Here is a 22,485-nt window from a genome sequence, read left to right as displayed (position 1 = left end):
CCGGGAGGGCTGGGTCTCGGCGGGCGGCTCTGGCAAGCTGCCCGGGTGTTCCCCAGCGACGCGCAACCCGCAGCCGACCGGGCCCGCTACGACCGGGCCACCGCTCACCTCGACGCCCCGCTGGCCGTCGTCGACCTGGACGCCTTCGACGCCAACGCCCGGGACCTGGCGCGGCGTGCGGCGGGCACCCCGATCCGGGTCGCCAGCAAGTCCGTCCGCTGCCGGCACCTGCTCGAACGGGTCCTGGCCGCGGACGGGTTCGCCGGTGTCATGAGCTTCACCCTCGCCGAGTCGCTCTGGCTGGCCCGCTGCGGTCTCGACGACATCCTGCTGGCCTACCCGTCCGCGGACCGCGCCGGCTTCGCGCAGCTCGCGGCCGACCCGGCACTCGCCGCCGCCGTCACCGTGACGGTGGACGACCCGGCGCAGCTCGCCCTGATCGAGCTGGCCAGGGACGGCGGAACTGAGGAGATCAGGATCTGCCTGGAGCTGGACACCTCGCTCCGGCTGCTCGGCAGCCGGGTGCGGGTCGGCGCCCGGCGTTCCCCGGTCCACTCCCCCGAGCAGCTCGCCGACCTGGCCCGGACCGTGGCCGACCGGCCGGGGTTCCGGCTGGTCGGCCTGATGGCCTATGAGGGGCACGTGGCGGGGGTGGGCGACGCCGTCCCCGGGCGACCCGTCCGTTCCCGGGCGGTGCGGCTGATGCAGCGCGCGGCGCGGCGCGAACTCGCCGCCCGGCGCGCGGCGGCGGTGCGGGCCGTCCGGTTGGCGCAGCCGGACCTGGAGTTCGTCAACGGCGGCGGCACGGGCAGCGTCCAGTACACCGCTGCGGAGGCCGCCGTGACCGAGGTCGCAGCGGGGTCGGGGCTGTTCCTGCCGAGGCTGTTCGACCACTACACCTCCTTCTCCGGCCGTCCGGGCGCGCTGTTCGCCATGCCGGTGGTGCGGCGGCCCGGCGTCGGCGTGGTGACGGTACTGGGCGGGGGCTATCCGGCCTCCGGAGCGGCGGGGCGGGACCGGTGGCCCGTCGCGGTGCTGCCCGAAGGGCTGCGCTACGACTCCCGGGAGGGTCCCGGCGAGGTGCAGACGCCACTGCTGGGCCCGGCGGCCGACGACCTGCTGCTGGGCGACAAGGTGTGGTTCCGCCACGCCAAGGCCGGAGAGCTCAGCGAGCGCTTCGCGGAGCTGCATCTGGTGGAGGGCGACCGGGTCACCGCGACGGTGCCGACCTACCGGGGCGAGGGCCACACGTTCCTCTGATCCCTTCCGGTGCGGGCCCGAACCCGTCCCGGGCGGGCCGCGCCGGCCGGGTTCCGCGCGGGGGCCACCGCCGTCACAGGACGCCTCCCGTGACGGCCGGGGGGCGGTTCACGGGGCGACGGCCTCCTCGACCTCCGCGAATGTCTCGGGGTCGACCAGGCCGGTGTCCTCCAGCACTTCGAGGTGGTCGAGCACGGTCTGGTTGGCCTGCCGGGCGTGCCGGCGGATCAAATCGTTCTGGGTGGCGCCGCGCACCTCGCCGATGGTCGCGAAGATCTTCCCGTGCGAGGCGCGCAGCAGGTTCGCGAAGAGCTTGTCGAACTCCTCGCCCTCCGCGTCCCGGAGCTGCTCGACCCACCCCTGCTGCTCGGCGGTGGCCTCGTCCGGTATCTGCACGTTCAGGATTCTCGCGTCCTCGCGCACCAGTTGGTCGAGCTTGGCGTGGCCGTCGATCAGGTGCAGGCCGGCCCGCTTGACCGCTTCGCTGGAGCCGTTCGTCTGGGCCAGCCGGCCGGCCGGGATCTCCCACAGGCCCGCCTGGCGCACCGCGACGAGGAACTTCTCGTCGATGGGGGTGACCGGTCCGGCGTTGCTCTGCGCGTCCTGCGCCGCGCCCTGCGGCTGTGTCCCGTCCTGGAACTCCCCGGAGCCCGCGGGCGTGGCGCCGCCGACGTCGGCCTGACTGTTCTGGCCCTGCAGGGTCAGCAGGACGGCGGCCACCGCGATCAGCACCGCCGCCGCGACAGTGACCGCGGTGAGCCTGGGTGGCACCGAACGGGGTGCCAGTCGTCGCCTCAGTGGCATGCGTCCTCCTTGGTCGCTCTGGTCCCTTGGTACGCACGCCGCCCGCCCGGTGCTCACTCACCGGCGGGAAACTTGCGCGGGACCGGCCGAGGACGCCCCGTCCGGTGGCGGCCACCGGTGCCGACGGCCGCCACCGGACCGCTACACGGGCGTCACGTAGGCGCCGGCGATGCCGCCGTCGACCAGGAACTCGGCGGCGTTGACGAAGGACGCGTCGTCGCTGGCGAGGAAGGCGACCGCGGCGGCGATCTCCTCGGGCTCCGCGAACCGGCCCACCGGCACGTGGACCATCCGTCGCTGCGCCCGCTCCGGGTCCTTGGCGAACAACTCCCGCAACAGCGGGGTGTTGACGGGCCCGGGGCACAGCGCGTTGACGCGGATGCCCTCCCGGGCGAACTGCACGCCGAGCTCCCGGGACATCGCCAGCACGCCGCCCTTGGAGGCGGTGTAGCTGATCTGGGAGGTGGCCGCGCCCATCACCGCGACGAAGGAGGCGGTGTTGATGATGGAACCGCGGCTCTGGCGCCGCATGTACGGGATGACGTGCTTGCAGCAGAGGTACACCGAGGTGAGGTTGACGTGCTGGACCCGCTGCCAGGCGTCGAGGCCGGTGGTGAGGATCGAGTCGTCGTCGGGGGGCGAGATGCCGGCGTTGTTGAAGGCGACGTCCACGGAGCCGTAGGTGGCGTGCGCGGTCCGGTACAGCTCCTCGACCTGGTCGGACTCGGTGACGTCGATCGGCACGAACAGTCCGCCGGTCTCCTGTGCGGCGGCCTTGCCCCGTTCGGTGTCCACGTCGGCGCACACCACGTGGGCTCCCTCGGAGGCCAGCCTGCGGGCGGCGGCCAGCCCGATGCCGCTGCCGGCTCCGGTGACCACGGCCGTACGGCCCACCATCCGGCGGCACACTGGTTCTTCGGGCACTCTCTTCCTCCTGGGTCGAGCGGTCGTACGGGTCGAGCGGTCGAGCGGGACCGGTCGGGGTCCGTCGGGTCGGGAGAGGGGCGGCCGGGCAGTCCGGTGCGGCCGGGTCAGAGGCCGATGAAGACGTTCTTGGTCTCGGTGAAGGCACCGAGCGCGTCCGGACCCAGCTCCCGGCCGAGGCCGGACTGCTTGTAGCCCCCGAACGGCGTCCAGTAGCGCACGCTGCTGTGCGAGTTGACGGAGAGGTTGCCCGCGGCGACCGCCTGCGCCACGCGCAGCGCCCGGGAGACGTCCCGGGTCCAGAGGGAGCCGGAGAGGCCGTACTCGGTGGCGTTCGCGAGCCGGACCGCGTCCGCCTCGTCCTCGAACGGGAGCACTACGGCGACCGGACCGAAGATCTCCTCCACCGCGGCGCGCTCGCCCGGATCGGCCTCCAGAACCGTGGCGGGGTACCAGAAGCCGGGCCCGTCGGGGGTGCCTCCCCGGATCGCGGCCGGCACGTCTTCCGCGACGTAGGAACGCACCCGCTCGCGGTGGGAGGCGGAGACGAGCGGGCCCATGTCGGTGCCGGGGTCGGCCGGGTCGCCGCAGGTGAACGCCTGCACTGCGGGCTCCAGGAGCGCCATGAAGCGGTCGAGCACCGAGGTCTGCACGAGAATCCGGCTGCGGGCGCAGCAGTCCTGACCGGCGTTGTCGAGGAACGAGCCCGGCGCCGCGGCGGCGGCCGCTTCCAGATCGGCGTCGGCGAAGACGATGTTCGGGCTCTTGCCGCCGAGTTCGAGCGTCACCGGCTTCACCCGGGCGGCGCAGCGCGCCATCAGCTCCCGCCCCACCGCCGTCGACCCGGTGAACACCACCTTGGCCACCCCGGGATGGTCGGCCAGCGCGCGGCCCACGACCGGGCCGGCCCCGGGGAGAACCTGGAGAAGTCCCTCGGGCAGCCCCGCCTCCAGCGACAGCTCGGCCAGCCGCAGTGCGGTGAGCGGAGTGGTCTCGGCCGGCTTGAGCAGGACGGCGTTGCCCGCCGCGAGGGCGGGAGCCGTGCCCCAGGCGGCGACCGGCATCGGGAAGTTCCACGGGGCGATGACCGCGACCGTGCCGAGCGGCTCCCGCAGCGTGATGTTCAGCCCGCCGGGTACCGGGATCTGGCTCCCCAGCAGCCGCTCCACTCCCCCGGACGCGTAGTCCAGCAGGTCGCGGACGTTGCCCGCCTCCCAGCGGGCGGCGCCGATCGGGTGCCCGGCCTCGCGCATCTCCAGGAGGGCGAGTTCCTCCAGGTGCTCGTCCACCACGGCCGCGAACCGGCGCAGCAGCCGCGCGCGGTCGCCGGGTGTCAGGGCGGCCCAGCCGTGCTGGGCGGAGTTCGCCCGGACGACGGCGGCGTCCACGTCCGGGCCGGTACGGGCCGGGACGGTGGCGATCAGTTCCTCGGTGGCGGGGTTGACCACGTGGTGCTCGTACGCGGCGGCCGAGCCCTCGTCCTCGGCGGTGCCGGGGGTGGAGGGCTCGGAGGGCCGGAAGGCCGGGGAGGGGGAAGCGGGCACTGCGGGGTTCCTCACATGCGTTCGAAGGAGCGGAAGCGCTCCCAGTCGGTCACGGCTGCGTCGTAGGCGTCCTGTTCCACCCGTGCCATGTGGGCGTAGTGGTCCACCACCTCGTCGTCGAAGGCGGAGCGGGCGAGTGACCCGGCGGACCACAGCTCGGCGGCTTCCCGCAGGGACGCGGGCACATGCGCGGCGTCACTCGTATAGGCGTTGCCGCAGCACGGTTCGGGCAGTTCGAGCTGCTGCTCCACACCGTGCAGGCCGGCGGCGATCATCCCGGCGACGGCGAGGTAGGGGTTGACGTCACCTCCCGGCAGCCGGTTCTCCATCCGGTGACCCGCGCCGTGCCCGACGACGCGGTAGGCGCAGGTGCGGTTGTCCCGGCCCCAGGCCACCGCGGTCGGGGCGAAGGAACCAGGGCGGAAGCGCTTGTAGGAGTTGATGTTCGGCGCGTACAGCAGGGTGAACTCGCGCAGGGCGGCGAGCTGACCGGCGAGGAAGTGCCGCATGGTGGCGGACATGCCGTCCGGCCGTTCGTCGGCCGCGAGCACCGGGCGGCCCTCCTCGTCGACGAGCGAGAGGTGGATGTGACAGGAGTTGCCCTCGCGCTCGTCGTACTTGGACATGAAGGTCAGCGACAGGCCCTCCTGGGCGGCGATCTCCTTGGCCCCGGTCTTGTAGACGGAGTGCTGGTCGCAGGTCGTGAGCGCGTCGTCGTAGCGGAAGGTGATCTCGTGCTGCCCGAGGTTGCATTCGCCCTTGGCCGCCTCCACCACCATGCCGGCGGCGCCCATCTCGTTGCGGATTCTGCGCAGCAGCGGCTCGACCCGGCCGGTGCCGAGCACCGAGTAGTCGATGTTGTACTGGTTGACGGGGGTCATGCCGCGGTAGCCGCTGTTCCAGGCCGACTCGTAGCTGTCCCGGAAGACCATGAACTCCAGCTCGGTGCCCGCCAGGGCACGCCAGCCGTGCGCGGCGAGCCGGTCGAGCTGCCGGCGGAGGATCTGCCGGGGCGAGGCGGCGACCGGGGTCCCGTCGTTCCAGGCCAGATCCGCGGTGAGCAGGGCGGTGCCCGGGTTCCAGGGGGTGCGCCGCAGGGTGTGCGGATCACCGTGCATGGCGAAGTCGCCGTAACCGCGCTCCCAGGAGGACATCGCGTAGCCCTCGACGGTGTTGAGGTCCACGTCGACGGCGAGCAGGTAGCTGCAGCTCTCGGTGCCGTGCTCGAGGACCTCGTCCAGGAAGTGCCGGGCCGCGAAGCGCTTGCCCTGGAGCCGGCCCTGCATGTCGGTGAACGCGAGCACGACGGTGTCGATCTCGCCCGTCTCCACCAGCGCGCGGAGCTCCGCGACGCTCAGCGGCGGGGTGCGGCCGGAATCCGCCGGGCGCGGGTGGGTGGGTGTCGACACGGGGGCCTCCTGGCCGAGTCGTCGGGCCCCTAAGGTAGTCATGGATACCTTTGGAAAGGAAGGACCCCCGATGGAGCACAACCGACCGGCGGACGGGACGGCTGCGGACCGATTGGCTCCGGTGCTGCGCCCGGTGCGGGCGGGCAACGGCTTCGAGGAGGCGCTGGAGCAGATACTCCAGGTCCTCCGCCTCGGCCTGGTGGCTGCCGGCGAGCGGTTGCCCGCCGAGCGGGAGCTGGCCGAGCGGCTCGGCGTCAGCCGGGTGACCCTGCGCGAGGCGCTGCGGGTCCTGACCGGGCAGGGACTCCTGGAGAGCCGCCGGGGGCGCTACGGGGGCACCTTCGTACTCCCGCGCGCGCAGCCGGGACCGGACGGCCCGCGGGAACTGCGCCGGCGGGTGGCGGCCGCGGACATCAAGGACACCCTCGTGCTGCGCGAGGTGCTGGAGTCGGGTGCGGCCGAGGTCTGCGCCGGACGCGGACTGACCGCCCCGCAGGCCGAGCGGCTGCGGACCGCACTGGCGGCCATCGGGGACGCCTCCCCGGAGGACTACCGGCGGCAGGACACGCTGTTCCATCTCACCCTCGCGGAACTGGCCGGCTCGCCCTCGCTCACCACGCACTACGCCGCGGTGCGGGCGGGCCTGAACGACCTGCTCGACGCCATTCCGCTGCTGGTGCGCAACCTGGAGCACGCCCAGGCACAGCACGTCGCCCTCGTCGAGGCGGTCCTCGCCGGGGACGCCGGGAGGGCGCGGCACGCGGCGCGGGAGCACTGCGCGGGGACAGCCGCACTGCTGCGCGGCTTCCTGGGCTGAGCCCCCGGGACCCGGGCCTCGGGGCGCCGAGCGCCCACCGGTTCCGGCGGCCCGACGCTTCTCCGTTCCGCGGCCCGGCGAGACGGTTTCCTGGCACACCGGGGGTTGCGCCGGACCCGGCGGCAGCACAAAGGTACGGCCTCACACCAATGCACCGGCAAGGGCAGGAGCTGCTGATGGCCGAGGGAACCGGCGTGCCCGCCGCGAAAGCCGGCGGCACCGCTGCTTCGCCGTCTTCGTCGGAGTCCACCTGTGGGGCGTCGGTGAGGCGCTGCGGTTCAGCTTCGTGGTGACGGGCATCGCCGTCATCGCGCTGGTGGTCTTCTCGGTCGGTGCCCTCACCCACTTCGACGCCGGCTCGCTGAACGACATCCAGGTCGACGGCCAGGCGTTCGGCGCGAACTCCTGGCTGCCCTACGGCCTGCTCGGCATCTGGGCGGCCTTCCCCTTCGGGATGTGGTTCTTCCTCGGCATCGAGGGCGTGCCGCTGGCGGCTGAGGAGACCCGGGACCCGGTCCGCACGATGCCGAGGGCGATGGCCGCCGCGATCGGCGTCCTGCTGCTGCTCGCCCTGCTGCCCGCCGTGGGCGCGGCCGGTTCCGACGCGATCAAAGGCGCCGACCACCCGCTGGTCGCCGCGCTGGAGGCGGCCACCGGCGGCGATCCGACGGTGCTCAGCCGCCTGAACTACGCCGGGTCACGCCGGCTCTTCGCCCTGTCCCGGGCCGACTACCTGCCGCGTTTCCTCTCCCTGACCAGCCGCCGCAAGGCCCCCTACCTCGGCCTGGTGGCCCCGGCGCGACCGGCTTCCCGCTCGCCGCGGCTGCCGGCGACGGCGCCCGGCTGCTGCACATCGCCGTTTTCGGGGCGGCGGTGTCGTACGTGCTGATTGATGTCGCTGTCGCACCTCGTGCTGCGCCGGCGGGAGCCGGAGCTGCACCGGCCGTACCGCACTCCGGGCGGGACGCTGACCTCCTCGGTCGCCTTCGTCCTCGCCTGCACTGCGGTGGTGGCCACCTTCCTGGTGGATCCGGCGGCCGCCTGCATCGCGTGCGTGCTCTGCCTCGTCGCGGTCGTCCACTTCACCTTCTGCTCCCGGCACCGGCTGGTGGCCGCCGCGCCGGAGGAGCAGTTCGCCGCCCTGGCGGCGGCCGAGGCAGAGTTGAGGGACTGACCCGAAAGGTGCTCCCGTGTCCGTACCCCTCATCGGCATCACCAGCTATCTGGAGGCCGAAACCCGCTGGGGCGTGTGGGAGCTGCCCGCCGCGGTACTGCCCGCCGGCTACCACCGGCTGGTGCAGCGCTCCGGCGGTCTCGCCGCCCTGCTCCCGCCCGACGCCCGGAGCGGCGCGGCCGACGAGGCGGTGGCCCGGCTCGACGGCCTGGTGGTCGCCGGCGGGCCGGACGTGGCGCCCGCCCGGTACAGCGCCGCACCGGACCCCAGGACGGGGCCGCCGGCCCTCGAACGGGACGTCTGGGAAATCGCGCTGATCGAGGCGGCGCTGGCCGCGGAGCTGCCGCTGCTGGGCGTCTGCCGGGGCATGCAGCTGCTGAACGTGGCGCTGGGCGGCACCCTGGTGCAGCACCTCGACGGGCACGCCGGGCCCCCCGGGGTGTTCCACTCGCACCCGGTGCGGACGCTGCCGGGCACCGCGCTGCGCGGTCTGCTGGGCGAACACGTCGAGGTCCCCACCTACCACCACCAGGCGGTCGACCGCCCGGGTCGCGGGCTGGTGGTGAGCGCCCGGGCCGAGGACGGCACCCCGGAGGCCGTCGAGCTGCCCGGTGCGGGGGGCTTCGTCCTCGGGGTGCAGTGGCATCCGGAGGCCGGGGCGGACCTGCGGCTCATGCGGGCGCTGGTCGCCGCGGGTTCCGGCCCGGCCGTGCGTGCCCGGGGCCGCCGGGGGCGCCCCGGAGCGGGCCCGGGCACGCGTCGGGCCCCGGAGGGCGGACCGTGCGGACCGGCCCTCCGGGGCCCGGCGGTGACCTGACGGGTCACCGCTTCGACGCTAGGGCTTCTTCGGCTCCGCGTCCTGCGGCGGCTTGCCGCCGCCGTGGGAACCGTTCGAACCGTTCGAGTCGGGGATGGTGCCGTTCTCCATCCCCTCCTCGATCGCGGCGACGGTCTTGTCGATCAGCCGGTCCTGCTGCCGCTTGCGCCTGGCCGCGAGGTAGGCCTGACGCTCCTCGTGGAAGCACTTCAGCGTCGCTGCCGCCATGGCGATCATCACGAAGCTGAACGGCAGCGCGATGATGATGGCGACCGTCTGCAGCGTCGTGAGGGAGTCGCCCCCGCTGCCGCTGGCGACCAGCAGGGCGATGGCCACCGCACCCTCGGCGCAGGCCCAGAAGACCCTGCTCCAGGTGGGCGGGTTCGGGTCGCCGCCGGAGGCCAGCATGTCCACCACGTACGATCCGGAGTCGGACGAGGTGACGAAGAAGAGCACGATCAGCAGGATCGCCACCCCCGCGACGAAGGTTCCGCCGGGCAGGGTGTCGAGGAGCTGGAAGAGCGCGCTGTCGGTACTGACCGCGCCTTCGTCGTCGATGATCCCGCCGTCGCCGAAGATCTCGCGGTAGAGACCGGCGCCGCCGAAGACCGAGAACCAGAAGAAGGTCAGCAGGGTCGGGACGAGCATCACGCCGCAGACGAACTCGCGGACGGTGCGGCCGCGGGAGATCCGGGCGATGAAGATGCCCACGAACGGCGCCCAGGAGATCCACCAGCCCCAGTAGAAGACCGTCCAGCCGTTGACCCAGTCGGTGCCCTCGTCGCCCTGGGCTGCACCGGTGTCGAAGCTGAGCGCCAGGATGTTCTGGAGGTATTCGCCCAGGTTCTGGACGAAGCCGTTCATCAGGAACAGGGTCGGGCCCGCGATCAGCACGAACAGCATCAGTCCGGCCGCGAGGCCCATGTTGATGTTCGACAGGTAGCGGATGCCCTTGCCGATGCCGGTGACGACGGAGATCGTGGCGATCAGGGTGATGCCGATGATCAGGGAGACCTGGACGGCGTTGCCCGGGTCCTCGACCCATCCGACGAACTCCATGCCCGCGGCGACCTGCATCACGCCGAAGCCCAGCGAGGTGGCGACACCGAACAGCGTGCCGACCACGGCGATCACGTCGACGACGTCGCCCCAGGCGCCCTTGATCCGGTCGCCCAGCAGCGGCTCCAGCGCCCACCGGATGGAGACCGGGCGTCCCTTGCGGTGCACCGCGTACGCCACCGCGAGTCCGACGACCACGTAGATCGCCCACGGGTGGATGCCCCAGTGCAGGAAGGTCTGCACCATGGAGAACTCGGCACGCTCCGCCGGGCTCTCACCGGTACCCGGCTTGGGCGCGCCGTAGAAGTTCAGCGGCTCGGCGACACCCCAGAACACGAGGCCGATGCCCATGCCGGCGGCGAAGAGCATCGCCAGCCAGGAGCCCATCCCGAACTCGGCCTTCTCGTCGTCCTTGCCGAGTTTGATGTCACCGAACCGACCGATGCCGACCCACAGGGCAAAGATCACGAACAGCGATACCAGCGCGATGTAGTACCAGCTCAGTCCCCCGATGACTTCGCTGTTGACTGTTGCGACGAAGTCCTGTGCCGACTGCTGGAAAACCACAGCCCACAGAACGAATGCGACGATGATGAGCGCGGAGGGGTAGAAGACGCGCGGCGCGATCGACGCCTTGCGCACGGTCGTCTCCGGTGGTGCGGACTCCTGATCGTCGTTCGGTGGTTTTCCCGTCTTCTGCGCGGCCACGTGTGCGTTCCTTCTGTCGTGGTTCGTGTCGTCGTTCCGACGTCTCGTCGTGTCGGGCTTGTGCAGGTCGGAGGCTTCTGCCCTTCCGACCCGGAGCGCCTGCCCGGAAAGTGCGCTGCCAAGCATCACGAAACCGCATCCCCCCGGCAACGACCCGGTACCCCGTACGTGCGTTCACCGCAGGTCAGTGCGGCATCATCAAGGGGTGACCACACGACGCCTGATGCTCCTCGACACCGCCTCGCTGTACTTCCGCGCCTACTTCGGGGTCCCCGAATCCGTCAGGGCACCCGACGGCACCCCGGTGAACGCGGTGCGCGGCCTCCTCGACTTCGTGACCCGACTCGTACGGGACCATCATCCCGACGACCTCGTGGCCTGCACGGACGCCGACTGGCGGCCGGCGTGGCGGGTGGCGCTGATCCCCTCGTACAAGGCCCACCGGGTGTCCGAGGAGCGCCCCGGCGCGGCGGACGCCGAGCAGGTCCCGGACACGCTCGCCCCGCAGGTGCCGGTGATCGAGGCGGTGCTGGACGCGGTGGGCGTCGCCCGGGTCGGCGTGCCGGAGTACGAGGCCGACGACGTGATCGGCACCCTGTGCCGACGGGCCGCTGGTCCTGTGGACGTGGTCACCGGCGACCGCGACCTCTTCCAGCTCGTCGACGACGAGCGGCAGGCGCGGGTGCTGTACCCGGTGAAGGGCGTCGGCACTCTGGCGGTCTTCGACACAGCAGCCCTGCGGGACAAGTACGCGGTCGACGGCGCGGGATACGTCGACCTGGCCCTGCTGCGCGGGGATCCCAGCGACGGACTGCCCGGAGTCCCGGGGATCGGCGAGAAGACCGCCGCGAAGCTGATCGCCGCCCACGGCGACCTGGCAGGCATCATGGCCGCGGCCGAGGACCCGGCAGGCGGACTCACCCCCACCCAGCGTCGGCGGCTGGACGAGGCGCGGCCCTACCTCGCGGTGGCCCCGCGCGTCGTCCGCGTGGCGGACGACCTCGTCCTGCCGGAACACGATCCGGTACTCCCCACCCGCCCACGTGACCCGCAGGCGCTCGACGCGCTCGCCCGGCGGTGGGGCCTGGGCGGCTCGCTGGAACGCCTGCTGGACGCCCTCGCCGACCGGACAAACCGATGAACTGTTAGGTTAGCCTCACCTAAATCTGTCCTCACTTCGCAGGAGGCACCGTGACCCGTCGCCCGGCCCGTCCCCAGCCACAGGTCCGCAGGGCCGCCGTGCTCCGTACCGAGGAACTCGCCCCGCACATGGTCCGGGTCGTACTGGGAGGCCCGGAACTCGACGGGCTCCCCGTGGGGTCCTGCACCGACCACTACGTCAAGCTCCTGTTCCCCGCTCCGGGAACAACCCTGCCGCGTCCCTTCGACCTGGCGCAGATCAGGGCCGAGCGGCCCCGTGGCCAGTGGCCGGTGAGCCGCACCTACACCGTGCGCCGCTGGGACGCGGCGGCAGGCGAACTCACCCTCGACTTCGTGGTACACGGGGACCGGGGACTCGCGGGGCCCTGGGCGGCACGGGCGCAGCCCGGCGAGGAGATCCTGCTGCTCGGGCCGGGCGGCGCCTACGCCCCCGACCCGGAGGCCGACTGGCACCTGCTGGCCGGGGACGAGTCCGCGCTGCCGGCCATCGCCGCCTCCGTGGAGCGGCTGCCCGCCGGGGCGACGGCCCACGTCCTCGTGGAGGTGGCCGGCCCCGAGGAGGAGCAGCCGCTCCTCGTGCCCCCCGGGGCGCACCTGGAGTGGCTCCACCGGGGCTCGGCACCGGTCGGCTCCCTGCTCGTGGCGGCCGTGCGGAACCTCGCCTTCCCCGAGGGCAGGGCCCATGCCTTCGTCCACGGAGAGGCGGGTTTCGTGAAGGAGCTCCGCCGCCATCTGCGCGTCGAGCGGGAGATCCCGCGGGAGGCACTGTCCGTCTCGGGCTACTGGCGGCTCGGCCACGACGAGGACGGCTGGCAGGCCGCCAAGCCCGCGTGGAACGCGGAGGTGGAGTCCGAGCAGGAGCAGGGCGGAACGTCGGCCACCGACGCCCCGGCCCCGGCGGCTCGGGCCCGCTGACCGGTGCGCCCCCGCACCGCCCGGTTCCGAGCGGTGCGGGGATCAGCCGATCGAGGAGTAGGCCACGACGCCGCGGCGCATGCCGTCGACCGCCTTCCTCGCGTTGCGCCCCACCGTCCCCTCCGCCGGGGCCGCCACCGCCAACTGACCGAGCACGTCGATGACCTGCTTGCACCAGCGCACGAAATCACCGGCGGGCATGTCGGCCTCGCGGAGCACCGCGTCGAGTTCGTGGCCATCCGCCCACCGATGGGCTGCTCGGGCGAAGCCGAGGTCCGGCTCGCGCTGGCCCACTCCCTCCGCCTGGTTGATCCGGTGCTCCTCCTCCAGGGCGTCGAGGCGGCCCCAGATGTGCACCATCTCCGCCAGCGCCGCCTTGCTGCGCCCGCCCGGCAGCTCCGGCGGCATGGAGTCGTCGGCCGCCCGCGACTCGTAGACGAGTGCGGAGGCGCAGGCCGCGAGCTCGGCGGGCGGCAAGCCCTCCAGGACGCCCTCGCGCAGGCACTCGGCCGCGAGCAGGTCGAGCTCGCCGTAGAGCCTGGCGAGACGCCGGCCGTCCTCGGTGACCTTGTCGCCGTCGAGGTACTCGAGCGAGCTGAGCAGTGCGTAGACGCGGTCGAAGGTGCGGGCGATGGTGTTGGTGCGCCCCTCGATGCGGCGCTCCAACTGGCGGGTGTCCCGGGTGAGCCGGTGGTACCGCTCCGCCCATCGGGCGTGGTCCTCGCGGTCGTTGCAGCCGTGGCAGGGGTGCGCCCTGATCTCGGCGCGCAGCCGGGAGATCTCGGCGTCCTCAGCGGCCTCGGTGCGCTGCTTGCGCCGGCGGTGCGGCGCCTGCGGGAGCTCCCGGTCCCCGACCCGGGCCCGCAGCGCAGAGGCCAGGTCCCGGCGCGACTGGGGGCTGCGCGCGTTGAAGGACTTGGGCACCCGCATCCGGTCCAGGGCCTCGACGGGGACCGGGAAGTCGATCCCGGCCAGCCGCTTCACCTGGCGCTGCGCGGTGAGCACCAGCGGACGCGGGCCCTCCTGGTGGTCGGGGCCGCGGTGCCCGGGGCTGCGCCCGGCGGGGAGCCCCGGCTCCAGCACCAGGGCGAGTCCGGCGTACTTGCCGGTCGGCACCTGGATGACGTCGCCGGGCCGGAGCTTCTCCAGCGAGGCGGCGGCCTGGGCGCGGCGCTGGTTCGCCCCCTGCTTCGCGAGCTGGGTCTCCCGGTCGCCGAGGGCCCGCCGCAGCCGGGCGTACTCGGTGAAGTCGCCCAGGTGGCAGGTCATCGCCTCCCGGTACCCCTCGAGCCCCTCCTCGTTCTTCCGCACCTGGCGGGAGATGCCGACGACCGCGCGGTCCGCCTGGAACTGGGCGAAGGAGGTCTCCAGCAGTTCCCTGGAGCGGTGCCGGCCGAACTGGCCCACCAGATTCACGGCCATGTTGTAGGACGGCCTGAACGAGGAGCGCAGCGGATAGGTGCGGGTGCCGGCCAGCCCGGCCAGCGCGCCGGGGTCCATCCCCCGCTGCCAGAGCACGACCGCGTGGCCCTCGATGTCGATGCCGCGGCGGCCCGCGCGCCCCGTCAACTGGGTGAACTCGCCCGGGGTGATGTCGGCGTGCTGCTCGCCGTTCCACTTGACCAGCTTCTCCAGCACCACCGAGCGGGCTGGCATGTTGATGCCCAGGGCGAGGGTCTCGGTGGCGAACACGGCCTTGACCAGACCGGCCGAGAACAACTCCTCGACCACTTCCTTGAACCGGGGCAGCATCCCGGCGTGGTGCGCCGCCACGCCGCGCTCCAGACCCTCCAGCCACTCGAAGTACCCCAGGACGTGCAGGTCCTCGTCCGGGATGGCGGCCGTGCGGCGCTCGGTGATCTCGCGCACCCGGTCCCGCTCGGCCGCGGTGTTCAGCCGCAGACCGGCGTACAGGCACTGCTGCACCGCCGCCTCGCAGCCCGCCCGGCTGAAGATGAACGTGATGGCGGGCAGGAGCCCCCCGGAGTCGAGCCGGTCGATCACCTCGGGACGGCTCGGTGTCCACAACCGGTTGCGCTGCCGGCGCTCCCGCTCCCGGTCGGCCTCGCGCGCCGGACGCCCGCGCCGCCGGTCCCGCGGACCGGACACCCGGCTGTTCTCAGTCCGGGCCATCCGCACGAGGTCCGGGTTGACCTCCCGTTTGCCGCCCTTCTCCTCGAACAGGTCGTACATCCGGCGGCCGATGAGCACGTGCTGCCAGAGCGGGACGGGCCGGTGCTCGGAGACCACCACGCGGGTGTCGCCGCGCACGGTGTCCAGCCAGTCCCCGAACTCCTCGGCGTTGGAGACGGTCGCCGACAGGGACACCAGGGTCACGGACTCCGGGAGGTGGATGATCACTTCCTCCCAGACGGCGCCGCGGAACCGGTCCGAGAGGTAGTGCACCTCGTCCATCACCACGTAGCCCAGACCGTCGAGGGCCTGGGAGCCCGCGTAGAGCATGTTGCGCAGCACCTCGGTGGTCATCACGATCACCGGGGCGTCGGCGTTGACGCTGTTGTCGCCGGTGAGCAGGCCCACGTCGCGGGCGCCGTAGCGCTTCACCAGGTCGTTGAACTTCTGGTTGGAGAGGGCCTTGATGGGCGTGGTGTAGAAGCACTTGCGCCCGCGGGCGAGGGCCAGGTGCACGGCGAACTCGCCCACGATGGTCTTCCCGGAACCGGTGGGCGCCGCCACCAGCACCCCGTCGCCGGCCTCCAGGGCCTTGCACGACTCGACCTGGAACGGGTCGAGCGGGAAGTCGTACATCTCGCGGAATGCCGCGAGTTCGGTTGCCTGCTCGGCAGCGCGTTGACGAGCGGCGGCGTATCGGTCGGCAGGGGGCATGTCCTCGGTCATCGTGCGGTCGAGCCTACCGGCCGACTCCGACAACGCACGCGATCTTTTACCCGGCGTCCCCGGCCCCGGGCGGCGGGGAGCCCCGGGCCCCGGCCGGGGGCGTCAGGTGGCGTCGTCGAGACCGTTCCGGCGCGGCGGCCCGTCGTCCCCGCTGCCGTCTGACTGCTCCGGCAGCATGGGGCTGGAGCCGACGGCCTCGGGGGTGAGATCCAGGTCCGAGGCCTCGTCGTCGGACAGGTCGGCCTCGGTGTCGCGGGCGGCCCGGCGACGGTCGTTGAACAGGGAGAAGATGACCGCGCCGAAGTAGAGGGCGGTGATCGGCACCGCGAGGGCAAGCATCGACAACGGGTCGGTCGGCGTCACGATCGCGGAGAAGACGGCGATCCCCATGATCATCGCCCGCCACCAGCTGAGCATCCGCCGTCCGGTCAGCACCCCGCCCAGGTTGAGCAGCACCAGGACGAGGGGGAGCTGGAACGCGAGGCCGAAGGCCAGCACCAGTTTGACCGAGATGTCGATCATGTCGTCGACGGTGATCAGGTTGGTGGAGCCGTCCAGGCTGAAGCTGAGGAGCACCGGGACGGCGTGCGGCAGAATCCACCAGGCGAGGTAGGCGCCCACGGCGAAGAGGGGGGTGCCGAACGCGACGGTGGACATCGCGTACTTCTTCTCGTGCCGGTGCAGCCCGGGCGCGAGGAAGGCCCACATCTGGTACAGCCAGACCGGCGCCGCGGCCACCAGGGAGGTGATGAGCGCCACCTTGATGTAGGTGGCGAACGGCGAGGTGAGCCCGACCTGGGACAGCGTGGCGCAGCGCTCGCCGCCCTGGGTGACCGTGAACTGGCCGGGGCAGCGGGGCACCGGGTCGGTGATGAAGTCGCCGATGTCCTTGGCGAAGAACATCGCCACGATCATCAGCGGCACGATGGCCAGCAGCGCCTTGACCAGCCGGTTGCGCAGCTCGCGCAAGTGTTCGACCAGCGGCATCCGGCCCTCTGGATCCCTGGCCTCGGGCTTCTTGCGCGCGGACTTGAGCAACGCACGTCCTCAACTCATGCGGCTGCCGACGGCGCGGCGACCCGCTTCATCCGACAGAAGGCGATCGATCCGGGAACCGGATCAGGAAACCGGCGGTCCGGTCAGCCCTGCGTGGTGCGCTTCGGCTCCTCGACGGGGCGCGAGCTGGTGACGTCGCCGGGGGCTGCCTGGATGGTGCGGGGCGGGCTGCTCTCCTCGTCGGAGGCGGTCTTCCCGCTGTCCGAGGCGTTCTTGTCGCCGTCGTTCTTCATCGCGGCGGTCTCGCTCTTGAGGATGCGCAGCGACTTGCCGAGCGCCCGTGCGGTGTCCGGGAGACGCTTGGCGCCGAAGATCAGCACAATGAGACCGATGATGATGACGAGCTGCCAGATTCCGATCTGACCGGGCATGAGTGCCTACCTTCTCACCGAGGCCAACTGAGTGTTCCTTGGTGCGACTGTGCGGAGAGGTGCCCGACTGCCGCCCGAGCGGCAATCGTAACTCCCAGGGGTGAACGCAGGGCAATGCCCGCGCGTGCTCCTCCTCGCCGCCACCCGAGCGGTGGCCGCTCCGTGAAGCCTACCGCTCCCCCGTACGCGACCGGCCGGAGGCGCCGCTGCGCTCCCGACGCACCCCCGGGACGTCCGCGGTGCGCGAGGCGCTCGCGGCGTGCGCCCCGGCGGCACGTTCCAGGTCCTCGGCTGCCAGGGTGATCCGCTCCGAACTGTCGCCCACCGCACGCGACAGCCGGCGCACCTCCAGGCCGACGCGGACGGCGAGCACCCCGAGCACCGCGGTGCCGCAGAAGGCGAGGGTGAGGAAGAACATCGGCCAGAGCATGCCGGTGAGCCTAGTGGACCGCGCCCGGCTCCCGGGACCCGCCCGGACGGCGCGCCCGTCAGTCCCCGTACGCCGTCAGCGCGGCACGGGCCGCCTGCTGCGCCGCGTCTGCCAGCTCCCGCGGCTCGGTGATCCGGCCGTCCCTGCCCAGCCGCAGCGCGAGCCGGCGCAGCGAGCCCGGGTCCGGGGTGCGCAGGGTGATCCGCAGACCGCCGTCCGGCAGCTCCTCCGCAGCGTCGTGCGGGTAGTACTCCGCCACCCAGCGTCCACCGGGGCCGACCTCGACCACTACCTCCGGGTCCTCGGCCGCCGGCTGGACCAGGCCCTCCGAGAGGTCCCGCGGCGTGACCGGCGGCGGGTCGGAGGGCTCGTCCAGCAGCCGGATCTCGGCGACCCGGTCCAGCCGGAAGGTGCGCCGCGCTTCGGAGAGCCGGCACCAGGCCTCCATGTAGGTGTGACCGAGCACGAACAACCGCACCGGGTCCACCTCGCGCTCGGTGAGCTCGTCGCGGGCCGGCGAGTAGTAGCGCAGCCACAGCCTGCGGCGCTCGGCGATCGCCCGGTCCACGTCGGCGAAGACGCCGCCCTCGGACTCGAAGCTGACCGACAGGCGCGCGCTGGCGCCCGCGTTCTCCCCCGCCGCGGCCTCCAGCTTGGCCGTGGCCCGCAGCAGGGCGTCCCGGTCGCCCTCGCGCAGTCCCGGCAGCGTCGCCACGGCCCGGGCCGCGACGAGCAGGGCGGTGGCCTCGTCGGCGGCGAGCCGGAGCGGCTCACCGCCCGAGTCCACGGCCTCGGCGTTGTGCCACCAGATGTGCTCGCCGTCGGTGTCGATGTCCAGCAGATCGCCGCCGCGGAAGCTCGTGCCGCACATCGGCAGCACGTGCAGATCGGAGATCAGCTCGTCCGTGCTGATACCGAAGGCCCGGGCGACCTCGTCCACCCGGGCGCCGGGGCGCTCGCGCAGGTAGGTCACCAGGGACAGCATCCGCCGGGTCCGGTCGATGGCGTTGGAGGCCATGTCGGTGCGTTCCTCTCAGCCCTTGGCCACGGCGCGCAGCCGGTCCACCACGTCGGCCCGGAGTTCGGCCGGCTCCAGCACGACCACCTCGGGACCGAACTCCACGAGCCAGGCGTCCAGTCCGTGCCCGTACGGAATCTCCAGCTCCTCCCAGCCCCCGCCGAGGTCGCGGACCTCGGTTGCCCGGGCCCGCAGCGGGTAACCCGCGCCCTGCCGCAGCCTGATCCGGGCGCTCGTGGTGGCGCTCTCCCCGGCCCAGCGCTCGACCGTCTCCCGCACCCGCACCTGGTCCGGCACCGGACGGGTGCAGGAAGCGGACCGGGAGCGGACCGGTCCGGTGATCCTGGACAGCCGGAAGACGCGTTCCGCCCCGCGGTCCCGGTCCCAGCCGGCGAGGTACCAGTGCCCGCGCCAGCACTCCAGGATCCACGGCTCGACCTGGCGCCGCTCGGCCTGGGCGGCGTTGGACCTGCGGTAGTCGAAGACCACCGGTCTGCGGTCACGGCAGGCCACCATCAGAGGCTCGAAGGCGGCCTCCCGGGCGGGGATGCGCGGCTCCAGGCTGCCGTACGGCTCGTACGGGTCCTCCTCCACCGGCATGCCGGCCGCGCGGAGCTTCTGGAGCGCCCCGCTGGCGGCGCCGGCCAGCCTGGCCTGCTGCCAGACCTTCGCCGCCAGGCCGAGCGCAGCGGCCTCCGCGGCGTCCAAGGACAGCGGAGGCAGCCGGTTCAGGTCGCGGCGGGCGTGGTAGGCGGCCTCCCCCTCCAGGTTCTCGACGGTGTCGATCACCAGACCGAGTTCCCGGAGATCGTCCTTGTCGCGCTCGAACATCCGGTTGAACGCCTCGTCCCCGGCCGCCTCCAGATAGGCCTCGATGGAGGAGCGCAACTCCCGCTTCGTGAGCGGGCGCCGGGTTCCCAGCAGGCACAGCGCAAGATTCATCAACCGCTCGGCCTTGGCGATTGCCATCGAACGCCCTCTCCTCGTGCTGGTGCCGCGACAGCCGGGCACGCTCGCCGGTGGCGCCCCGGTGACGGCCCCGGACCACTGTCCGCCGGACAGCACCGCGGCCGACGGTGCGAGCCTACTCCGGCAGCCGCCGCAGTACGCCGGAAAGCCGGGCGGGCGCGCTTCGTTGGCCGCGACGCGTCCCCCCGCGACGACCTTCGGTGGGAGTTGACCGTACCGCCGGTGGGAGTCCCCTCCAAAACGCCGCGGTGGACGGGAACGACGACCGGGGTCCCGCACCGCGACGGTGCGGGACCCCGGCCCCGGTGCCGCGTGCCGCGGCGTGCCGCTTGATCAGACCGCGACCAGGTCGCAGACGAAGATCAGCGTCTCGTTGGGCTTGATCACACCGCCGGCACCCTGCTCACCGTAGGCGAGGTGGGCGGGGACGGTCAGCCGGCGGCGTCCGCCGACCCGCATGCCCTGGACGCCCTGGTCCCAGCCGGCGATGACCTGGCCGGCGCCGAGCTGGAACTGGAGCGGCTTGCCGCGGTTCCACGAGGCGTCGAACTCCTCGCCGGTGCTGAAGGAGACGCCGACGTAGTGGACAGAGACAGTGTTCCCCGCCTCCGCGACGGAGCCGTCCCCCTCCCAGACGTCCTTGATCTCCAGATCGGCCGGCGGCTCGCCCTCGGGAAAGTCAACCTCGGGCTTGTCGATGCTCACGAAAATGCTCCTACCAAGGATTGCGGACAACCCGCCCAGTCTCGCACGTCAGGACTCGTCGACGGTGAGGATGTCGACCGAGAAGACCACCGCGGATTCGAACTCCTTGCGCTGTTCCTCGGTCAGTTCTTCCTCGGGGACGACGACCATCACGCGGCTGCCGGCCTTCTCGCCTTCCAGGCCCTCGGCCCAGCCGGGGATCCCGGGCTGGTCCTCGGTGCCGGCCACCGGGAGCTCCTGCGGGCCACCCTGCTGCCAGGTGTCGCCCACGAGCTTGCCGTCGTTCCACAGGACCGCGGTGTAGTGGGCCGAGATGGTGCTCTTCGGCCCGATCTCCTTGCCGTCACCCTCGACCACCGTCTGGCTGGTGACGCCGTCAGGCGCGTCCTCACCCTCGGGCACCTTGATCTCCGGTGCCTTGTCACCGACCTCGCTGTCGACCGCGGGCAAGGCGTCGTCCTGCTCCTCCACGGGCTTGCCGTCGATCTTGGTGGGGACGGTCTTGTTCACGTCGACCACGAACACCAGGGTGGAGTCGGCGGGGATGGTGGGAGGGGAGCCCTCCTCGCCGTATCCCTTCTCCGGCGGGATGACGACCTCGATACGGCTGCCGAGCTTCTGCCCCGCAACGGCCTCGTCCCAGCCCTCGATCACCTTCCCGGCCCCCACCTCGAAGGTGAAGGCACTGCCGCGGTCGTAGCTGTTGTCGAAGACCTCGCCGTCCCACAGCTGACCGAGGTAGTCGACGTTGACGGTGTCACCCTCGGCGACCTTCTCGCCCTTGCCCTCTTCGAGGACCTTGATCTTCAGCTCCTCGGGAGGGTCGCCGTCCCCCTCGGCGACCTCGGGCTTCTCGCCCGCCTTGCCCGTCACCGCGGGAAAGCCGTCGGAATCTCCGCCGTCACTGCCGCAGGCCGCCGCGGAGACGACCAGCATGGGAACGACCAGCGCCGCGGCGATCCGGCGCACTGCCTTCTTCGGATTCATCAGCCCAACTCGCGGTATCGGGGGTATGTGGGGTAGTCCCTCGACACCTTACGGCTTCCCTCCACTGCCCCGGCACTCCCGGCGCAACTTCCGCCCCTGCGGGCCCAGGGCGCTGCCGGGAGTGCCCGCGCTCACATCCCCGCGATCAATTTCTCCACCCGTTCGTCGACCGAACGGAACGGGTCCTTGCACAGCACCGTGCGCTGCGCCTGGTCGTTCAACTTGAGATGGACCCAGTCGACCGTGAAATCCCGACGCTGCTCCTGCGCGCGCCGGATGAAGTCGCCGCGCAGTCTCGCCCGGGTGGTCTGCGGCGGCAGCGACTTGCCCTCGAAGATCTTGAGGTCGTTGCAGATCCGCTTGGCCTGCCCCTTCCGCTCCAGCAGGTAGTACAGGCCCCGCCTACGGTGGATGTCGTGATACGCGAGGTCCAGTTGCGCGACCCGGGGGTGGGACATCGTGATGTTGTTCTTGGCTCGGTACCGCTCGATGAGCTGGTGCTTCATCACCCAGTCGATCTCGGTGGAGATCCGGTCCAGCTCCTGGGCCCGGATCGCCTCCAGGGTGCGGCCCCACAGCTCCAGCACCTGCTCGACGGTGCCGGATCGGATGCCGCGGCGCTCACAGAAGTCCACGGCCTTGTCGTAGTACTCCTGCTGGACCTCCAGGGCGGAGGCCTCCCGACCGTTGGCCAGGCGGACCTTGCGCTGGCCGGTGGTGTCGTGGCTGACCTCACGGATGGCCCGGATCGGGTTCTCCAGCGTGAGGTCCCGCATCACCGTGCCCGCCTCGATCATGCGCAGCACGAGGTCGGTGGCACCCACCTTCAGCAGCATCGTCGTCTCGGACATGTTCGAGTCGCCCACGATGACGTGCAGCCGGCGGTAGCGCTCGGCGTCGGCGTGCGGCTCGTCCCGGGTGTTGATGATCGGACGCGAACGGGTGGTGGCCGAGCTGACGCCCTCCCAGATGTGCTCGGCCCGCTGGCTTACGCAGAACACCGCGCCGCGGGGGGTCTGGAGCACCTTGCCGGCACCGCAGATGAGTTGACGGGTGACCAGGAAGGGGATCAGGACGTCCGCGAGGCGGGAGAACTCCCCGTGCCGGGCGACCAGGTAGTTCTCGTGGCAGCCGTAAGAGTTGCCTGCCGAGTCGGTGTTGTTCTTGAAGAGGTACACATCACCGGCGATTCCCTCCTCGTGCAGTCGGCGCTCCGCGTCGACGAGCAGCCCTTCGAGTATCCGCTCGCCCGCCTTGTCGTGCGTCACCAGTTCGGTGACGTTGTCGCATTCCGGAGTCGCGTACTCCGGGTGCGAACCGACGTCCAAGTAGAGGCGGGCGCCGTTGCGCAGGAAGACGTTGCTGCTTCGGCCCCATGACACGACACGGCGGAAGAGGTACCGCGCCACCTCGTCAGGGGACAGCCGCCGCTGTCCCCGAAACGTGCATGTGACGCCGTACTCGTTCTCCAGCCCGAAGATTCGGCGATCCATGTGTG

19 protein-coding genes and 1 pseudogene are annotated in these 22,485 nt (G+C 72.0%); 6 read left to right on the top strand and 14 right to left on the bottom strand.

The annotated features are described in order from the left end of the window. Positions 1–45 precede the first annotated feature (45 nt). Complete coding sequence (locus tag H300_RS0122215; protein WP_028429138.1) at positions 46–1,260, top strand: alanine racemase; 1,215 nt, start codon at positions 46–48, stop codon at positions 1,258–1,260. Positions 1,261–1,368: 108 nt separating this feature from the next. On the opposite strand, the gene H300_RS0122210 is transcribed toward H300_RS0122215, so the two are convergent. From H300_RS0122210 to H300_RS0122195, 4 genes are all read right to left on the bottom strand, one after another. Further along, on the bottom strand, positions 1,369–2,064 hold the full coding sequence (locus H300_RS0122210) for a DUF4142 domain-containing protein (RefSeq protein WP_051270288.1): 696 nt from the start codon (positions 2,062–2,064) through the stop codon (positions 1,369–1,371). Positions 2,065–2,205: 141 nt separating this feature from the next. Continuing rightward, positions 2,206–2,961: a 3-oxoacyl-ACP reductase gene (locus tag H300_RS0122205; RefSeq protein ID WP_051270287.1), complete on the bottom strand. Its 756-nt coding sequence runs from the start codon at positions 2,959–2,961 to the stop codon at positions 2,206–2,208. Between the two features lie 134 nt (positions 2,962–3,095). Next, positions 3,096–4,436, bottom strand: coding sequence for an aldehyde dehydrogenase family protein (locus tag H300_RS0122200; protein ID WP_028429135.1), 1,341 nt, complete (start codon positions 4,434–4,436; stop codon positions 3,096–3,098). Between the two features lie 107 nt (positions 4,437–4,543). Then, positions 4,544–5,941, bottom strand: a complete 1,398-nt coding sequence (locus H300_RS0122195) for a glutamine synthetase family protein (protein ID WP_037981557.1) — start codon at positions 5,939–5,941, stop codon at positions 4,544–4,546. Between the two features lie 70 nt (positions 5,942–6,011). Here H300_RS0122195 and H300_RS0122190 point away from each other — a divergent pair, with 70 nt between their 5' ends. The 3 genes and pseudogenes from H300_RS0122190 to H300_RS28675 all read left to right on the top strand — a co-directional run bounded on the left by H300_RS0122190 (position 6,012) and on the right by H300_RS28675 (position 8,749). Continuing rightward, positions 6,012–6,758: an FCD domain-containing protein gene (locus H300_RS0122190; RefSeq protein WP_028429133.1), complete on the top strand. Its 747-nt coding sequence runs from the start codon at positions 6,012–6,014 to the stop codon at positions 6,756–6,758. A gap of 223 nt (positions 6,759–6,981) precedes the next feature. Next, positions 6,982–7,932: pseudogene (locus tag H300_RS28680) on the top strand (amino acid permease); the annotation flags it as partial. A 16-nt stretch (positions 7,933–7,948) separates the two neighbouring features. After that, positions 7,949–8,749, top strand: a complete 801-nt coding sequence (locus tag H300_RS28675; RefSeq protein WP_078516228.1) for a gamma-glutamyl-gamma-aminobutyrate hydrolase family protein — start codon at positions 7,949–7,951, stop codon at positions 8,747–8,749. An 18-nt stretch (positions 8,750–8,767) separates the two neighbouring features. Here H300_RS28675 and H300_RS28670 read toward each other — a convergent pair whose 3' ends face one another. Next, positions 8,768–10,516: a BCCT family transporter gene (locus tag H300_RS28670; RefSeq protein WP_486584007.1), complete on the bottom strand. Its 1,749-nt coding sequence runs from the start codon at positions 10,514–10,516 to the stop codon at positions 8,768–8,770. Positions 10,517–10,739: 223 nt separating this feature from the next. Here H300_RS28670 and H300_RS0122165 point away from each other — a divergent pair, with 223 nt between their 5' ends. Beyond that, a complete protein-coding gene (locus H300_RS0122165; protein ID WP_028429130.1) occupies positions 10,740–11,657 on the top strand; it encodes a 5'-3' exonuclease in 918 nt (305 codons plus the stop codon). Between the two features lie 50 nt (positions 11,658–11,707). Beyond that, positions 11,708–12,592, top strand: coding sequence for a siderophore-interacting protein (locus H300_RS0122160; protein WP_028429129.1), 885 nt, complete (start codon positions 11,708–11,710; stop codon positions 12,590–12,592). Between the two features lie 42 nt (positions 12,593–12,634). Here the strand turns inward: H300_RS0122160 and H300_RS0122155 are convergent, their stop codons facing one another. The 9 genes from H300_RS0122155 to pafA form a co-directional block, all read right to left on the bottom strand. After that, positions 12,635–15,451 carry a DEAD/DEAH box helicase gene (locus tag H300_RS0122155; protein WP_028429128.1) on the bottom strand — a complete coding sequence of 939 codons (2,817 nt, stop codon included), beginning with the start codon at positions 15,449–15,451 and terminating at the stop codon, positions 12,635–12,637. Between the two features lie 102 nt (positions 15,452–15,553). Then, entirely contained in the window at positions 15,554–16,489 is a 936-nt protein-coding gene (gene tatC / locus H300_RS0122150; protein ID WP_028429127.1) for a twin-arginine translocase subunit TatC, read from the bottom strand. 101 nt (positions 16,490–16,590) lie between these two features. After that, positions 16,591–16,878: a Sec-independent protein translocase subunit TatA gene (tatA, locus tag H300_RS0122145; protein WP_028429126.1), complete on the bottom strand. Its 288-nt coding sequence runs from the start codon at positions 16,876–16,878 to the stop codon at positions 16,591–16,593. Between the two features lie 169 nt (positions 16,879–17,047). Next, positions 17,048–17,308 (bottom strand): hypothetical protein, encoded by a 261-nt coding sequence (locus H300_RS28665; RefSeq protein ID WP_051270286.1) that lies wholly within the window; start codon positions 17,306–17,308, stop codon positions 17,048–17,050. 58 nt (positions 17,309–17,366) lie between these two features. Beyond that, positions 17,367–18,326: a WYL domain-containing protein gene (locus tag H300_RS0122135; RefSeq protein WP_028429125.1), complete on the bottom strand. Its 960-nt coding sequence runs from the start codon at positions 18,324–18,326 to the stop codon at positions 17,367–17,369. Positions 18,327–18,341: 15 nt separating this feature from the next. Then, a complete protein-coding gene (locus tag H300_RS0122130) occupies positions 18,342–19,295 on the bottom strand; it encodes a WYL domain-containing protein (protein ID WP_028429124.1) in 954 nt (317 codons plus the stop codon). 333 nt (positions 19,296–19,628) lie between these two features. Then, positions 19,629–20,000: an FKBP-type peptidyl-prolyl cis-trans isomerase gene (locus H300_RS0122125; protein WP_028429123.1), complete on the bottom strand. Its 372-nt coding sequence runs from the start codon at positions 19,998–20,000 to the stop codon at positions 19,629–19,631. A 48-nt stretch (positions 20,001–20,048) separates the two neighbouring features. After that, a complete protein-coding gene (locus H300_RS0122120) occupies positions 20,049–20,987 on the bottom strand; it encodes an FKBP-type peptidyl-prolyl cis-trans isomerase (protein WP_051270285.1) in 939 nt (312 codons plus the stop codon). A 131-nt stretch (positions 20,988–21,118) separates the two neighbouring features. Continuing rightward, positions 21,119–22,480 (bottom strand): Pup--protein ligase, encoded by a 1,362-nt coding sequence (gene pafA / locus H300_RS0122115; RefSeq protein WP_028429121.1) that lies wholly within the window; start codon positions 22,478–22,480, stop codon positions 21,119–21,121. Positions 22,481–22,485: the final 5 nt, after the last annotated feature.

It is taken from the genome of Streptomyces sp. TAA040, from assembly GCF_000424845.1.
This window is presented reverse-complemented; position numbering and strand designations above follow the sequence as displayed.